The sequence below is a fragment of the Actinomycetes bacterium genome, from assembly GCA_024222295.1.
Taxonomy (GTDB): Bacteria; Actinomycetota; Acidimicrobiia; order Acidimicrobiales; family Microtrichaceae; genus JAAEPF01.
Genome location: JAAEPF010000017.1, coordinates 441460 through 456399 on the forward strand (window position 1 = coordinate 441460; position 14940 = coordinate 456399).

A 14940-nucleotide genomic window follows, 5' to 3' on the forward strand; every position below is an offset into this window, starting at 1 on the left:
CCGGCCACGGCCGGTGAAGTCAGACCGTAGCGATTCCCTTGCCGATCAGCACCGCACCGATGATCAGGAAGATCACCGCCACCACAGCGGCGTTGTTGTCGAACAGCCAGACCCTCCAGCCCTTGAGCAGCGCTTCGGAGCGCGAGCCCATGGCCACCGCAACCACGAGGGGAGCGAGCACGCCGAGTGTGGCGAACACGGCATAGGCGATGACCACGCCGACCTCCTGGCCGACCGGCAGCGCTGCCTCGGCGATCGCCACGCCCGCGGCGAGGCCGACGATGATGTTCTTGGGGTTGAGCGCCCCGATTCCCAGACCGACCACCAACGATCTCGGCGGGCTGAACGCCTCGATGCCCGACATCCATCGCGGGGTCTCGGCCTCTCCCGGTGCAGGCCGGTTGCGGAACCGGCGGATGCCGCCGAACACAAGCGCTGCGCCCAGCACGATCTTCAGCCATGAAGTCCAGCCGGCCGAGTCGCCGGAAGTGCCTACGTCGGTCGTGGTGGCGAGCAGTGTGAACAGGCCGAGCGCCGCTCCCACGCCGAGTAGGAACCCGGTCACGTAGGCCGCCGCATTGGGCTTCGGCTTGTCGGAGAACAGCAGCAGGATCTCGGCTGCAATGGGCAGCGGTGAGATGAGCACCGCAAGTGCCAGGGGCAGGACCTCGCCGATCACCTGGTTCATCGGGCCTCTCTTCTGCACACTTGCCGGTGTGCGCTAGTGACTGCTGTCACGGTAGTACCGCTGCGCTTGCCGCCCGGCCCTGTCCAATGCAGACTCACTGTCATTACCAGGGGGTAACTTACCGATGACTGACAGCACGACCACAGGCTTGACCGGCGACGCGGCGGGCACCGACATGGCTCGCGGCGACCTGATCGAAGAGGTCCGCACCTGGCTCGAGGACAACTGGGATCCCGACCTCACCGTGGCGCAATGGTGGGAGAAGCTCGGCACGGCCGGTTGGTCCGCTCCCAACCTCCCCGCCGACTCCTACGGCCGCGGGCTGTCACGCAGCGACGGCGTGAAGGTCGCCCGCGAGATCGGGTCCTTCGGTGCGCTCGGTGCTCCGTCCGGCCTGGGCCTGCTGCTCGCAGCGCCCACGATCACCACGCACGGCAGCCGCGAGCAGATAGACACATACGTGCGAGACATCGTGACCGGGCAGAAGGCCTGGTGTCAGCTGTTCTCCGAGCCCGGGGCCGGCTCCGACCTGGCGGGGCTAACCTGCAAGGCCGAAAAGGACGGCGAGGAGTGGATCATCAACGGCCAGAAGGTGTGGACCTCACTCGGCCAGTCGGCCGACCTGGGCATGCTGTTGGCCCGCACCGCTCCCGACGCCCCCAAGCACCGCGGCATCACCTGGATGGCAATCGACATGCACCAACCGGGCGTCGAGCTGCGCCCGCTGCGCGAGCTCACCGGGCACGCGATGTTCAACGAGGTGTTCCTGAGCGACGCACGGGTGCCCGACGCAGCGATCATCGGTGACCTCAACAACGGCTGGGCTGCTGCCAACACCACGCTCGCCAATGAGCGTGCCGGCCTCGGTGCCGGTGGAGGCGGAGCCGCCGCGACGGCGGTGCCGGGAACCGTCTCAGGCAACCTCGACAAGCGCGTGGGTGACTTCGTCAAGGAGAAGCCCAAGAAGAAGTCGACCGCTCCGGCCGACTCCAAGCCGCACAGGCGCCAGTCGAGCGCACAGCTCTACATCGACCTGGCCAAGGGAAATGGCAAGGTCGACGATCCCACGATCCGCCAGGACCTGGTGCGCCTGCACATCATCGGCGAGCTCGGTCGCATCGGTGCAGAGCGGGTGAAGGCCGCCAAGGCCAACGGCAGCGACATTCCCGGCATGGCCAACATCCAGAAGCTCTCGATGAGCGACATGGTGCGGCTCCAACGTGACCTCGGACTGCGCATCGTCGGGCCGGCGGGCACGCTGCACGCCTACAAGCCCGAGGATCGTGCCGCGATCGACCAGGCCACCGGCAACCCCTTCCTGGCGATGGTCACCGGCGCGGCGCTGTACGCACAGGCGCCCCCGATCTACGGCGGCACCGACCAGATCCAGAAGAACATCATCGGTGAGCGGGTCCTGGGCCTGCCCAAGGAGCCGGGAGACATCAACACGGTGCCGTTCTCGTCTCTGCCCAAGAACGCCTGATCAGCCACAGCCGCTCCCGAGGGGCCGAACTCGTCGTTTCGGCGGCCGGCGGTGGGCGTTCAGCGCTCGGCCAGACCCTGCAGGTAGCGGTTCGCTGCCTCGCGGGACTCCTCATCGTGCAGCGCTGTGACCAGCGTGTCCGCTTCCATCCAGCCGCGCCCCTGTCCGGTCATCTGTGACGTGGTGGCGTTTATGTGGGCCTTCGTCGACAGCAATGGAAGCGCCGCCTTGCCCGCCAACTGGGTGACCAGGGCTTCGACCGCCACGTCGAGGTCGGGCTCCGGAACCACGCGCTGCACGAATCCGATCTCGCGGGCCTCGACAGGGTCGAAGCGCCGGCAGGTCATGACAAGGTCCCGTGTGGCTGCCGCGCCGATCTCGCGGATCAACCGCGGTATGCCACCCCACGCGAGTGGGATGCCCAGGTCGATCTCGGGGATCGAGAAGCTGGCGTCATCGGCCGCGATGCGGAAGTCGCAAGCCGAGGCGATGACCACGCCTCCGCCGATGCAGTGACCCTGGATGCGGGCCACCGTGATAGCGGCCATGGCCTCGAGCGCGTCGGCCGCTCTCCGGCCGGCGTCGGCCCGGTCGCGCGCTGTCAGCCCGTCACCGGGGTCCGTCACGAACCCCGCTACATCCGCGCCTGCGGAGAACGAGCTGCCTTCACCCCACAGCACGACGACCTTCAGCCCGCGCTGGGTGTCGAACCACCGGGCGGCCGCCTCGATTCCGAACAGGACGTCGGTCGACAAGGCGTTCAGCTTGTCCGGCCTGTTGAGCACCAAGCTGCCCACGGGACCGTCTGCCGACACGCGGAGCCCCGGCCCCAGGTCTGGCGGATGGGCGTCATGCGATGGGTCTGCCATGGCGGCAACCTAGAGGATTCCGCTGCTGAGGAGAGGCCGTGGAGCCGGGCGATTGGGTTGGCCGGGTGTCGGCTCCGGCGAAGCGCCACTCGCACCGGTCGGCTGACGACGACCGTCCACATCCGGCTCATCCCCCTCAGGGGGCTGGCTAGCGTCGGGCCATGGCCGACGACCCGCTGGACGACTTCGAGAAGACCACCTTCACCCACGGGGGCAAGACCCGCGATGTGTACCGCCTGGGCGAGGGACCGGCCGTGATCGTCATGGCCGAGATCCCTGGCATCACCCCGAAGGTGGCTGACTTTGCCCGCAAGGTGGCTGGCATCGGGTGCACCGCGGTGCTGCCCCACCTCTTCGGTGATCCGGGCCGGGATCCCGACTCCCGCGGCCGGCTGGGCAGCCTGTCGATGATCGCGAGGTCGATGGGGCCGTCGTGCGTGAGCCGCGACTTCACGGTGTGGGCGACCGGCAGGAGTTCGCCCGTCATCGACTGGCTCCGGGCACTGGCAGCCGATGAGCACGAGAAGTGCGGCGGCCCGGGCGTGGGCGCGATCGGCATGTGTTTCACCGGCGGCTTCGCCCTGGCGATGGCCACCGATGACCGTCTGCTGGCTCCCGTGCTCTCACAGCCGTCGCTACCGTTCGGTGCCGGCAGGTCGCGTGCCCGCAACATCGACATCTCGCCCGAGGAGCTGGAAGTGGTCAAGGGGCGCTGCGCGGCCGAAGGGCTAACGGTGCTCGGCATGCGTTTCAGCAGTGACCGACTGGTGCCCGGTGCTCGATTCGAGTTCCTGCGCGAACACCTCGGCGACGCGTTCGTCGCGATAGAGCTCGACGACGAGGCCGCCAATCCCGATTCGGCGATGCCGCCGCACTCGGTGGTCACCGAGCACCTGATCGACGAGCCGGGTGAGCCCACCCGCGAAGCCCTCGAGCAGGTCCTCGAGCTGTTCAGGGAGAGGCTGCTCACCTGAACCTGCCTCCGACACTCTCGCTGAACGCGGTCTTGGGTGCCGGATAGGGTGCGCGGATGCTCCCATGGCCTGCACAGACGCAAGCACTGTCATCAACTCGCGCGTCATGGCGTCCACTAGCGGTTCTGTTTGTCGCCGCCTCCCTGTTCACCGGCGCCTGTTCCACCGAGTCGGGCGACGGCGAAGCGAACGCCGCGGAGGCTGAATCCGACCCATCCGGCCAGGATGCCAATGGGTCGGCTGACCAGGGCAACGCCGAGGGGTCCTCGGCCGCCCCGACCGCTGTTGCTTCCGCCGGATGCGAAACGCCAGGGGCGCCGGCGGCCACGTTGGCGAAGGAAGGGATCGACTCCGATGGCCAGCGGCGCTGGTGGCTTCTCACAGCACCCGAGGCAGCGACCGGCTCGGATCCGGTTCCGCTGGTGCTCGACTTCCACGGACTGTCCGAGGGAGCCGAGTTCCACTCCGGGTCGACCGGTTGGAGTGAGCTCGCCGAACGGGAGGGTTTCGTGGTGGCCTTCCCGCAAGGGTCGGGGCGCAGCGTCGGCTGGGATGTGCGTTCGTCGGGGCCCAATCCCGACCTCGACTTCGTCGACTCGATGCTCGCTGACATCGAGGCCCGCTACTGCATAGACACCTCGCGGGTCTACTCCACCGGCCTGTCCAACGGCGCGTTCCTTTCCTCGGTACTGGCATGCACGCGCCCGGATGTGTTTGCCGCCGTCGGCCCGGTGGCCGGTGTCACCTACCCGCCCGACTGCGATCCAGGCAAGGCCGTGCCCGTGATCTCCTTCCACGGCACCGCGGACCCACTCCTGCCCTTCAACGGCTCCGTGGCGGCCGACGCGCTCTCGTCCATCACCTCGGGGGGCAGCGGCAGCACCACCTCGGCCCCGCCGGGTGACATCGATGGCGACGGCTACCCCGCGAACGCGGCCGATTGGGCCGCCAACAACGGCTGCGGCCAGCCCACGGACGAGCAGGTTGCAGGATCGGTCGTGCGCAGGAGCTATGACTGCCCCGACGGGGCCGAGGTCGTCTTCTACATGATCCAGGACGGCGGCCATACGTGGCCCGGGTCCGACGCACTCACCGCAGAGGGCATCGCCCGCATCGTGGGACCGACCAACATGGAGATCGACGCCACCGAACTCACCTGGGAGTTCTTTGCACGCCACCAGCTGGCGGCCTGAGCTGTGGGGTTCTGCCGCTCAGCGTGCGAAGAGGAGCTGGAACTCGACGGTCCCTTCATCGGACACGGACAGCACCACCGGTGCCGTCGGGGCCTCCACGCCGAAGTCCGAGAAGACGATCGGGATGGATCCGATCACCACCGGTGTGCCGTCCACCAACTGGGCCTCGAGCGCCACGGTGACAGCGTTGGTGACGCCGTGGATCGTGAGGTCGCCCGTCGCGTCCACACTCACAGCGTCACCCTCCGCAGCCCCCGGCCCGAGGTCGATGGGCTCCGTCAGCACGAACGTGGCGGTCGGGAACTGCTCGGTCTCCAGTGCGTCCTGCACCCGTGAGTCGCGGCGGCTCTGGTCAGTGACGATCTGGGTGAGGTCGACCTCGAGGTCGGCAGACTCGAGGGTGTTGCCGGTGATCGTGATCGACCCGGTCACATCGTCGGTGCGGCCGACCGCCGTGGTCGCGCCGATGCTGGCCAGTTCCTCCTCGACGCGGAATCCCGCGAACGACCCGGTCGCCGTCTCGAGGTTGAAGTCGCCGGACTCGTTGTCGACTACCCACGTGCCTTCGATCCCTGCAGGGGCAGCCTGCGTGGTGTCGGTACTCCCGGTGCCGGCGCCATCGCCTCCGTCGGCCGTGGTGCTGGTCAGCTGCTCGGTTGCAGCCTCGAGGTTGACCGCCTCCGGCGCATCGTCGCGCAGGTAGAAGTACCAAACGCCCACAGCCAGAAGCGCAACGATGACCACCGCGGCCGCGATGATGCCCTTCGTACGGTTCGTCATCCCACGATTGTGGCTGATCAGAGCGGCGACAGGGTGAGATGCCCCTCGATCACCTCGGCACACGTGCCCCGCAGGAGCACCCGTTCGCCGACGAGCTCACAGTCGACTTCGCCACCGCGGGCCGATACCTGGCGGGCCCGCAACCTGCTGCGCCCAAGGCGGCCAGCCCAGTAGGGCGTGAGCGCACAGTGCGCCGAGCCGGTCACCGGGTCCTCGTCGATACCGGCACCCGGGGCGAAGAAGCGCGACACGAAGTCGACCCCCGAATCAGGATCCCCGGGGCCGGTCACGTTGAGGTAAGGGACCTGCAGTGCGGCGACCTGGCCGATGTCAGGGTCGAGTGATTCCACCTCGGAGGCGGAGGGCAGCACCGCGATCCACGTGCTTCCGCCCAGCAGCGCGAGGGGCTCGTTGCCGAGTATCGCGGCTATGGCGGGCTCATGGCCGGCCTCGCGCGGGTCGGCCGGCAGGTCCATGCGAAGCGAACCCGTTGCCTCGCGGTGTACGCGCAGGACGCCCGAGCGGGTGGAGAACGAGACGGCCTCAGCGTCGGGGCGAAGGTGGCGCAGTGCCACATGGCCCGACGCGAGGGTTGCATGGCCACAGAGGTCGACCTCGATCTCCGGAGTGAACCACCGCAGCTCGTAGTCGGCCTCGCGGGTCCGGCTCGGCACGAGGAACGCCGTTTCCGAGAGGTTGTTCTCCGCTGCGATCGAGCCGAGCAGCTCGTCGGCGGGCCAGTTGTCGAGCAGGCACACCGCAGCCGGGTTGCCGCCGAAGGGCTTGCTCGTGAAGGCGTCGACCTGGAAGAACGGGATCGTCATGCAGCGATCCTGCCGCAAGTCCCACGGTCGCGCCTGTCGGTTTCGGGCCTCAGCCCAGCACCGCCTGCAGCGCCGGTGGTGGGTCCCCGCGGTGCACCTCGAGGCTGTTTTGCCAGGCGTCGGCTCCGGCCGGAATCGCGAATCCGAGGTCGCGGCGGGCGGACAGCGCGTCGGAGATCTGCGACTTCAGGGCACGCAGCGCCTCGGCGCGGGCCGCTGAGACCGTCCCATCCGCGATGCAGGCTGACTCGAGGTACCAGGCCCGCTCGCGCGCGATGACCAACGAGTCCGAAGTGGCCATGGCCGCAGCCCGGTCGTCCTCGGACACATCGGCCAGGGCGTCCTCACCGCGCATCCGGCCGTAGTCCATGTCGAGCAGCATCAGGCCCGGCTCCACCTCGAAAGGGCTCACGACGTCAACCGTCGGTGCGATGACGTTGAGCCGGCCGCCGGGCGGCAGGGGAGTGCGCAGGTTCTGGCGCTGGGTGTTGGCGAATCCGATCTCGGCGGAGGTTCGCAGGTAGATGCCCACGAAGTTCATCGACGTGAAGTCCTCGGTGGATGGCTGGGGGTCGATCGGGACCGCAACCACCGCGTGAATGTCTGTGGCTCCCAGGGCCACCGCCGCCTGCACGGGGATGTTCTGCAGGCACCCACCGTCGACGTACACCTCGGGCCCGATCTGCCGCGGGGCGAAGATCATCGGCACCGTGCTCGATGCGAGGGCCCCCTCGATAGCGTCGACGGCGCTGTGGCCCACGGGTGTCACGGCGTCGGGTCCCAGGATCGTGCCGTCCCCGCACACATAGTGCGATTCTCCGGCCACGAGGGCGGTCACCGTCATGCGCAGCCTCACCCCATCGGCAGCAAGCAGCGCCGGATCGACGGATCGAAAGCCGATGTCGGAGCGCCCGCGCAGGGCGGCCTCGAGCGGGTCGAGTGTGAGAATCGACCCCATGTGGCCCTCGATGCCCTTGCGTGCCCGCGCCGCAGCGGGAAGCTCGGACAGCACAGAGGTGAATCGCTGCCAGTTCATGTGCGGGCGCCGCCTGTGGTGCCCAGCGGTTGCCTCGGCATCGGGGTCGGGGTCACCTCCCGGGACATCAGGTCGGCCCTTCGTGCTCACGAACGACTCCACCGAATCGCCGAACGGCGTACCGTCGAATGCTTCGAGCCACGGTTGGCGGCCGAACACGGCCGCCGTGTCGGTCATTGCGAGCAGGTCGGCCCTCATGTCGCCGACCCTGGCGGCGAGCTGCTCCGTGCCCCGCGCCTGGCCGAGAACAGCGGCGAGGATCGAGCCCGCGGAGGTGGACGTGATGATTCCCGGGTCGAGCCCGCGCTCCACTATCAGGTGTTCGAGGACCCCCACCTCGAAAGCGCCCTTGGTGCCGCCGCCGGCCAGGACCAGCGCTGTTTCCTCGCGAGGGGTGCCCGCCATGTCGTGAGAACTCATGGCACCATCATGGCGACAGTCGGCCGGAAACGTGGGGACATGATGGGTACACCAGTGGGGGTTTGGGGCACCGGCAACATGGGCCGCGCTGCGATCAGGGCGGTGCTCGGCCATCCGCAACTGGACCTGGCGACCGTGGTGACCAGCAGCGCCGACAAGGTCGGAGTGGACGCGGCCGTGCTCGCGGCGAGCAGCGGCGCGGCGGCGGAGCCCGTCGGCGTCGGGGCCTCGGGGCGCGAGTCGGTGCTCGAAGCCGGATGTGCGGCGGTGGCATACATGGCATCGGGTGACGTCCGCCCCGACGACGCGGCAGCCGATGTGCAGTGGTGCCTGTCGCAGGGGGTGACCGTGGTGACACCGTCGCTGTACGCGCTCTACGACCCGGACTCTGCGCCGGCTGAAGTGCTCGCGCCGATGCACGACGCGTGCCGGCAGGGTTCGTCGAGACTGTTCGTGTCGGGGGTCGACCCCGGCTGGGGCAACGACGTGCTCGCGTTGTTCGCCAGCGGTCTGTGCCACTCGATCACCGAAGTGCGTTCCCAGGAGATCTTCGACTACTCGACCTACGACCAGGAGTTCTCGGTGAGGGAACTGGTCGGCATGGGCAAGCCGATGCACGAGGTGCCTCCAATGGTTGCCCCGGGCGTGCCCACGATGGTCTGGGGTGGCCAGGTTCGGATGCTGGCTCGTGCGCTCGAAGTGGAACTCGACGCCGTGGAGGAATCCCTGGAGCGGGTTGCGCTCGATGACGAGGTCACCAACGCCATGGGCTCGTTCGCCGCCGGAACCCAGGGAGCGCTGCGGTTCGAAGTGAAGGGCGTCGTGGGAGACCGGACGCCGATCGTGATCGAGCATGTCACCAGGATCGACCCGTCAGTTGCCCCGCAGTGGCCCCAGCCCGCCTCGGGAGCGGGTAGTCACCGGGTGGTGATCGAGGGTGAACCCCGCCTGGAGGTCACGATCGAGGCTGAAGCGGAGGGCGGCAATCGGGCGGCCGGTGGGAACGCCACCGCTGCGATGCGGCTCGTGGGCGCGGTGCCATGGCTGCTGGAGCGTCCGGCGGGGGTCTACGACGCGTCGGACGTGCCTGTGCTCGCCGGCGCGGGCAGGCTGGTGGGGCAGCCAGGAGGGATCTGATGGCCGAAGAGCGCAGTGCAGGCGAGATGTTCCTCGACGTGCCCGATGGCAACGACCCCATCACCCATGTGTGGGGGTACATGGTCCCCGGCATCGGGCCGGCTGCCGCGGCCTTCTCCGCAGCGGTGTACGAGCACAGCAGCCTCGGCCTCGAGGAGTTCGAGGCGGCGAGGCTCCGGATCGCCCAGGTGAACGGTTGCATGTTCTGTCTCGACTGGCGCACCGACCGCGACGGCGAGACGGTGCCCGACTGGTTCATGGGTGAGGTGGAGAACTGGCGTGAGTCAGGGCGCCTCGATGAGCGTTCGAAGCTCGCGGCGGAGTTCGCCGAGCGTTTCGCCCTCGACCACCGTGGGATCGACGACGAGTTCTGGTCACGCCTGCGGGCCGCGTACACGGACGAGGAACTGGTGGAGCTGGCGATGTCGGTGGGGTCGTGGCTCACGTTCGGTCGGATCAACCGGGTTTTCGGGCTCGACGCTGCCTGCACCCTGCCGGGCCCCGCTCACAGCCCCGGCAGCGGCCTCGGCGAGTAGCCGATCAGGCCTGCTGCCAGCGAGGAGTCGAACGCCAGGTCCGTGGGGCGGTCGCCGGCCGTCGAAGACGAGGGCGCCAAGGCGAGCAGGGCGGCATCGATGCCGAGTGGCCCTGCGAGGGCCACCGCGATGTCGGCACGGCTGAGGCGCCGCGGGCCACCCAGGTGCACCACTTCGGGGCGTTCGGTCGCATCGAGTTCGAGTATGTCGACGATGCCCGCGGCGACGTCGTCGACGTGTGCGGGGCAGCGGAACTCGTCGGTGAAGTGAGCCATGCCGTTCGACGTGTCCGTCGAGGCCACTACAGCCTGTTCGAGGGAGCTGCCACCCCTCAGGTCGTACAGCAGGGTGGTGCGCACGATGGTCGCCTCGGCGAACGACATCCGCACCAGGCGTTCGGCGTCGGTCTTCTGTCGGCCGTACTCGAAACCCTCGACCGGGCCCACTGCATCGGTCTCGCGGTAGCCCTGTGGGCGGGGCGGATGCCCGCCGAACACCACGTCGCTGGACAGGTGCAGCATTGGCACGCCGGAGGCGTCACATGCTGTTGCGACGATCGCGGGTGCTTCTGCGTTGACCGCCGGTGCCATGTCGCCCCCTCGGGCGTAGGCCGTGTGCACGACTGCATCGACTCCCTTGACCGCATTGCCCACGGAGCACGCGTCGGTGACTTCGAGCGGCACCCAGCTCCAAGGCTGGTCGGACCGGGAGTTGTGCGCCCCTGCCCGAACGCTGTGTCCACGACGAGCCAGTGCACGGCAGGTGGCCGATCCGAGGAGTCCGGTAGCCCCTGTCACGAGTACTTGCACAGCCCCATTGTGCAGTCCCCGGCTTGCATCGCGTCGCACCGCGTGTGGGGCTGCAACCATGTGTTGATGGCCGACGCCACCCAAACGGACGCCGCTGTGCCCGAAGGAACCGCTCCGGACCGTGCGCCGTTGGTACTCGTCGCGCTCATCCTGGTTGCCGCAGTGGCAAACCTGAACCTGGCGGTCGCCAACGTGGCGTTGCCGGACATCGGACAGCACTTCGATGCCTCCCAGACCGGACTCGACATCGTCGCCATCGGCTTCTCGCTGGGCCTCGCCGCCTCGGTGCTGTGGCTCGGCGCGCTTGGCGACCGCTACGGCCGCAAACAGATGGTCATGCTCGGCATGGCGCTGTCGATACCGGCAAGCATCGTGGCCGCATGGGCGCCGTCGATGCTGGTGTTGAGCATTGCGCGCCTGGCGGGCGGCGTAGCTGCCGGGATGGCCTTTCCGACCACCCTCGCGCTGATCACCGCACTCTGGAGTGGTGCGAAACGCACGCGGGCGATCGCGCTCTGGTCAGCGATCGGCGGCGGTTTCTCCGCTCTCGGCCCGCTTGCCTCCGGCGCCCTGCTCGAGGTGGCGTGGTGGGGCTCTGTGTTCCTGATCACCCTCCCGCTCGCGGTGATTGCGTTCGGGCTCGCCGCATTCGTGCTGCCCAACCATGTCAACGAGGCCACCGAGTCCGTCGACAACCTGGGCGGGGCGCTGTCGGTTGTGTTCGTTGCCACGCTCGTGCTCGCGATCAACCTGGCTCCCGTGCCGGGCGCGAAGCCGCTGGCCGGTGGCCTGGCCGCCGCGGCCCTGCTGTTCGGTGCAGGGTTCGTGTGGCGCCAGAAGCGTGCCGCCAATCCGCTCTATGACCTGGATGTGGCCGCGAGGCGACTGTTCTGGGTGGCGGCCCTCGCCGGAGTGATCGTGTTCGGCTCGCTGATGGGTGCGATGTTCATCGGCCAGCAGTACCTGCAGGACGTACTCGGGTACTCCACGCTCGAAGCCGGTGCCGCCATACTTCCTGCGGTCGTCCTGATGATCCTGGTGGCGCCACGCTCAGCTCGCCTGGTTGGCGCGATCGGATCCCGGTACACGTTGCTGATCGGCTACGCGTTCTGCGTGGCTGGATTCCTCGTGATGCTGCTGATCTGGGGCGACGGCACCAACTACGCGTTCGTGGCCCTCGCGTACATGTGCGTGGGTGCGGGGGTCGGGTTCGCGGGCACTCCGGCATCCAACTCGCTGACGGGCTCGGTCCCGGTGTGGCGAGCGGGCATGGCATCGGCCACCGCCGACCTGCAGCGAGACCTGGGCGGGGCGATCATGCAGTCGGTGCTCGGGGCGTTGCTCACCGCCGGATACGCCCGGGCCATCACCGCGCAGATCGATGCTGCGCCGTCCTCGGAGCAGGCGGCCATCACCGACCAGGTGCAACAGGAACTCCAGAAGTCGTTCTCGAGCGCGGTCAACACCGCCGAGCGCTACCCGCAGTACGCGAAGCAGATCGTTTCCAGCGCCCAGGAGTCATTCGTCGACGGACAGCGATGGGCATACGCGGCCGGCATCGCAGCGGCCCTGCTCGGAGCGCTGATCGTGGCGACCCGGTACCCGGACCACGCCGGGGAGAAGGAGCTGCTCGAGCGCTACCATGCGGCCGATGCCGAGGCTGCCGGCGCTGCCATTCGTCAAGGGTGAGCCGTAGCTCCGGCCAGTCGGCCGTCACGAAGCCCGGAGGCGCACACGATGTCAGCAGTGGTCCTGGTTCACGGAGCCTTCAACGAGCTGTGGGGCCCCCACGAGATGAAGGCCCGCTGGCTGCCGTCGTTGCGCGACGGCCTTGAGCATCACATCGGGTCGATCGACGCGTCGGATGTGGCCGTGTGCTTCTACGGAGACCTGTTCCGGATCGATCCGGAGACGCTGGATGAGCAAGCCTGGCAGCAGAGCCGGGCCGGTACATCGGAGCTGCTCGAGTCGTTCGCCGGCGACGGTGGCCTCGACGTGCTCAGCCAGGCCGCGAGCAAGGCTGCATTCGATCGCACCGTGGACCTTGTGGCCACCCTTGCGTCCAATCCCTCGGTCGCGGACACGGCGCGGAGCCGCCTGGTCGAGGCCATCGGCGATGGGGCAAGGGCGGTGGTGGCGCACTCGCTTGGCACGGTGCTGGCCTACAACACGCTCGTGAGCGAGCCGAAGCTGTCGATCGACACGCTCGTGACGCTGGGGTCACCACTCGGGTTGCCCATGACCGATCCGATGCTGCCCGATGCCGGCGCCGATGGCGTGCGGCCATGGCCCGAGGGGCTGCGGCGCTGGGTCAACGTGGCTGCGGTGGGCGACCTGGCCACCGGCGAGGGCCTGCTGGCGCCGCGGTTCGGCGATCGGGTGGAGGACCGCCGTGTCGACAACGGCCACCGTGCGCATGACCCCGAGCCGTACCTCAACAATCCCCGCACCGGGGAGGCGGTGATGTCGGCGATCAGCTGATGGCTCAGATCCCGTCGGACCGTCGCTGGTTCTCGACCAGGGTGAACAGCTCGATGACCATCTCGAGCATTTGCTCGCGACGGGCGGTATCCACGCCCTCGAACGTCTGCGTGAACCAGTCCGCCATTGCGGAAAAGGACTGCAGGCCGATCTCCTGGCCCTTGTCCGTGAGCTTCGCGAGGCTGACGCGTCCATCGCTTGGATCTGCGATGCGTTCCACCATTGCGGTGGACTCGAGGCGCCGCAGCGTCGCAGTCATGCCGCCGGTGGTCTGTTCCATCACCTCTGCCAGGAACGACGGCCGCAGTCCCGAGGACGGACCGGCCATCCACAGGGTCATCAGAACCCCGGTCTCAGAGCGCAGTAGTCCGTGTTGTTCGTTGAGCCTCGCCACCACTGATTCGTAGGCGCGGGCGAGTCTCGACAGCCACACCACGATTCCTGCCACCTCGGGCGGCGAATCAGGAGCCGCGCGCGAGATCGAGCGGTTCAGGTTCTCGTTCCAGTCTTGCGCGTCCAGGCTCATGGCATCCGTCCCAGCATGCCCTCCCCATTGCCTCCGGTTGTGGTCATTGCGGCGTATCCGCCTGATGCTCCCCGCAAGGAATTGTCCGGTGAGGTCGCAGATCAGGAGAAGTACCTTGCCAGCAAGGTAAAGCTGGTCTACCGTTGACGGCATGACGGATACAGCTGCGCAACCACAGGCACTTGCCGGGCTCGCCCGGGTGCGGATCAAGGGCCGGCGAAACGCCGAGCTGGGCCCCACGACCTTCCTTGCCGACCGCCGCTCGGAGCTGGCCGCGATCGACTGGGAGCGCTTCGACCTGCAGGCCCTCGGGTCGACCATCGGCGCAGCCGTCAACGGTGTGGACCTCTCCACGGATCTTGATGCCGAGACCGTCGCGGAGCTCCGTGCCGCCCTGGTGGCCCACAAGGTGCTCGTGTTCGAAGGCCAGTCCCTCGATGCCGAGACCCAGTCGCGTTTCGCGTCGCGCTTCGGCGAACTCGAGCACCACCCCTTCCTCGGTGGCACCGAGGAGACTCCCTATCTCGTGCGCCTCGCCAAGGACGAAGCTGTCGGGGGCTACGAGAACATCTGGCACAGCGACGTGACGTGGCGTGAGCAACCGGCGATGGCGGCGGTGCTCCGCGCCGTGGAGCTGCCGGACAGTGGTGGCGACACGCTCTGGGCGGACATGGAAGCCGCGTGGGAAGGGTTGTCCGACCGGGTGAAGGAGCAGATCGAGGGCCGGGTGGCGGTGCACGACTTCACCCTTTCCTACGGAGCAGCGATGTCCTCCGAAGACCGGGCCCGTGCCGGCGAGGAGTTCCCGGCCGTAGAGCACCCGATCGTGCGTATCCACCCCGAATCAGGCCGTCGGGCGCTGTACGTCAACCGGATCTTCACCAGCCACATCGTGGGAATGGATGAAGACGACAGCGAGACGCTGCTCGACCACCTGTTCGCGCAGGCCGAGGTGCCCGAGTACCAGTTCCGTCTGCGTTGGTCGCCCGGTACGGTTGCGATGTGGGACAACCGCTCCACGCAGCACTACGCATCCAGCGACTACTGGCCCCAGGCCCGGGTCATGGAGCGCGCCGCGATCATCGGTGATCGACCCCGCTGACACCTGACCGCTTCGCCGCCGGAGGTGCCGAGGCGGCGGAGTCGGCGACCCCCGGGCAATTGAGCTCAAGGCGTGACCTCCA

Annotated in this window: 15 protein-coding genes; 8 read left to right on the plus strand and 7 right to left on the minus strand. The window is 68.2% G+C overall.

The window, feature by feature from the left end; genetic code table 11:
- Window positions 1-19: 19 nt before the first annotated feature.
- Complete coding sequence (locus GY812_04855; protein MCP4434817.1) at window positions 20-688, minus strand: GAP family protein; 669 nt, start codon at window positions 686-688, stop codon at window positions 20-22.
- 175 nt (window positions 689-863) lie between these two features.
- On the opposite strand from GY812_04855, the gene GY812_04860 reads away from it, so the two are divergent.
- Entirely contained in the window at window positions 864-2171 is a 1308-nt protein-coding gene (locus tag GY812_04860) for an acyl-CoA dehydrogenase (protein MCP4434818.1), read from the plus strand.
- A 59-nt stretch (window positions 2172-2230) separates the two neighbouring features.
- Here GY812_04860 and GY812_04865 read toward each other — a convergent pair whose 3' ends face one another.
- Window positions 2231-3040 carry an enoyl-CoA hydratase/isomerase family protein gene (locus GY812_04865; GenBank protein MCP4434819.1) on the minus strand — a complete coding sequence of 270 codons (810 nt, stop codon included), beginning with the start codon at window positions 3038-3040 and terminating at the stop codon, window positions 2231-2233.
- A 161-nt stretch (window positions 3041-3201) separates the two neighbouring features.
- On the opposite strand from GY812_04865, the gene GY812_04870 reads away from it, so the two are divergent.
- Together GY812_04870 and GY812_04875 are read left to right on the plus strand one after the other, a co-directional pair.
- Entirely contained in the window at window positions 3202-4014 is an 813-nt protein-coding gene (locus GY812_04870; GenBank protein ID MCP4434820.1) for a dienelactone hydrolase, read from the plus strand.
- 329 nt (window positions 4015-4343) lie between these two features.
- Window positions 4344-5207 carry a prolyl oligopeptidase family serine peptidase gene (locus GY812_04875; GenBank protein MCP4434821.1) on the plus strand — a complete coding sequence of 288 codons (864 nt, stop codon included), beginning with the start codon at window positions 4344-4346 and terminating at the stop codon, window positions 5205-5207.
- An 18-nt stretch (window positions 5208-5225) separates the two neighbouring features.
- Here the strand turns inward: GY812_04875 and GY812_04880 are convergent, their stop codons facing one another.
- From GY812_04880 to GY812_04890, 3 genes are read right to left on the minus strand one after another with little or no spacing between them, the layout of a single operon-like run.
- Window positions 5226-5987 carry a YceI family protein gene (locus tag GY812_04880; protein ID MCP4434822.1) on the minus strand — a complete coding sequence of 254 codons (762 nt, stop codon included), beginning with the start codon at window positions 5985-5987 and terminating at the stop codon, window positions 5226-5228.
- Window positions 5988-6004: 17 nt separating this feature from the next.
- Window positions 6005-6811, minus strand: coding sequence for a PhzF family phenazine biosynthesis protein (locus GY812_04885; protein ID MCP4434823.1), 807 nt, complete (start codon window positions 6809-6811; stop codon window positions 6005-6007).
- Window positions 6812-6860: 49 nt separating this feature from the next.
- Window positions 6861-8267 carry a hypothetical protein gene (locus GY812_04890; GenBank protein MCP4434824.1) on the minus strand — a complete coding sequence of 469 codons (1407 nt, stop codon included), beginning with the start codon at window positions 8265-8267 and terminating at the stop codon, window positions 6861-6863.
- Window positions 8268-8306: 39 nt separating this feature from the next.
- Between GY812_04890 and GY812_04895 the strand changes: the two genes are divergently transcribed.
- Window positions 8307-9404 carry a dihydrodipicolinate reductase gene (locus tag GY812_04895; GenBank protein MCP4434825.1) on the plus strand — a complete coding sequence of 366 codons (1098 nt, stop codon included), beginning with the start codon at window positions 8307-8309 and terminating at the stop codon, window positions 9402-9404.
- Window positions 9405-9430: 26 nt separating this feature from the next.
- Window positions 9431-9940 carry a carboxymuconolactone decarboxylase family protein gene (locus GY812_04900; protein ID MCP4434826.1) on the plus strand — a complete coding sequence of 170 codons (510 nt, stop codon included), beginning with the start codon at window positions 9431-9433 and terminating at the stop codon, window positions 9938-9940.
- Here the strand turns inward: GY812_04900 and GY812_04905 are convergent.
- Complete coding sequence (locus GY812_04905) at window positions 9910-10749, minus strand: sugar nucleotide-binding protein (protein MCP4434827.1); 840 nt, start codon at window positions 10747-10749, stop codon at window positions 9910-9912. The genes GY812_04900 and GY812_04905 overlap by 31 nt on opposite strands.
- A gap of 66 nt (window positions 10750-10815) precedes the next feature.
- Between GY812_04905 and GY812_04910 the strand changes: the two genes are divergently transcribed.
- Window positions 10816-12438 (plus strand): MFS transporter, encoded by a 1623-nt coding sequence (locus GY812_04910; GenBank protein MCP4434828.1) that lies wholly within the window; start codon window positions 10816-10818, stop codon window positions 12436-12438.
- 48 nt (window positions 12439-12486) lie between these two features.
- Entirely contained in the window at window positions 12487-13230 is a 744-nt protein-coding gene (locus tag GY812_04915) for a hypothetical protein (protein ID MCP4434829.1), read from the plus strand.
- A 4-nt stretch (window positions 13231-13234) separates the two neighbouring features.
- On the opposite strand, the gene GY812_04920 is transcribed toward GY812_04915, so the two are convergent.
- Window positions 13235-13756, minus strand: coding sequence for a MarR family transcriptional regulator (locus GY812_04920; protein ID MCP4434830.1), 522 nt, complete (start codon window positions 13754-13756; stop codon window positions 13235-13237).
- Between the two features lie 151 nt (window positions 13757-13907).
- Between GY812_04920 and GY812_04925 the strand changes: the two genes are divergently transcribed.
- A complete protein-coding gene (locus GY812_04925; protein ID MCP4434831.1) occupies window positions 13908-14858 on the plus strand; it encodes a taurine dioxygenase in 951 nt (316 codons plus the stop codon).
- Window positions 14859-14940 lie beyond the last annotated feature (82 nt).

Bases quoted from the DNA above. Each gene is read 5' to 3' on its own strand.
- GY812_04855 (MCP4434817.1), bottom strand. From the start codon at position 688: ATGAACCAGGTGATCGGCGAGGTCCTGCCCCTGGCACTTGCGGTGCTC.
- GY812_04880 (MCP4434822.1), bottom strand. From the start codon at position 5,987: ATGACGAACCGTACGAAGGGCATCATCGCGGCCGCGGTGGTCATCGTT.
- GY812_04885 (MCP4434823.1), bottom strand. From the start codon at position 6,811: ATGACGATCCCGTTCTTCCAGGTCGACGCCTTCACGAGCAAGCCCTTC.
- GY812_04870 (MCP4434820.1), top strand. From the start codon at position 3,202: ATGGCCGACGACCCGCTGGACGACTTCGAGAAGACCACCTTCACCCAC.
- GY812_04920 (MCP4434830.1), bottom strand. From the start codon at position 13,756: ATGAGCCTGGACGCGCAAGACTGGAACGAGAACCTGAACCGCTCGATC.
- GY812_04860 (MCP4434818.1), top strand. From the start codon at position 864: ATGGCTCGCGGCGACCTGATCGAAGAGGTCCGCACCTGGCTCGAGGAC.
- GY812_04915 (MCP4434829.1), top strand. From the start codon at position 12,487: ATGTCAGCAGTGGTCCTGGTTCACGGAGCCTTCAACGAGCTGTGGGGC.
- GY812_04865 (MCP4434819.1), bottom strand. From the start codon at position 3,040: ATGGCAGACCCATCGCATGACGCCCATCCGCCAGACCTGGGGCCGGGG.
- GY812_04925 (MCP4434831.1), top strand. From the start codon at position 13,908: ATGACGGATACAGCTGCGCAACCACAGGCACTTGCCGGGCTCGCCCGG.
- GY812_04900 (MCP4434826.1), top strand. From the start codon at position 9,431: ATGTTCCTCGACGTGCCCGATGGCAACGACCCCATCACCCATGTGTGG.
- GY812_04890 (MCP4434824.1), bottom strand. From the start codon at position 8,267: ATGAGTTCTCACGACATGGCGGGCACCCCTCGCGAGGAAACAGCGCTG.
- GY812_04895 (MCP4434825.1), top strand. From the start codon at position 8,307: ATGATGGGTACACCAGTGGGGGTTTGGGGCACCGGCAACATGGGCCGC.
- GY812_04910 (MCP4434828.1), top strand. From the start codon at position 10,816: ATGGCCGACGCCACCCAAACGGACGCCGCTGTGCCCGAAGGAACCGCT.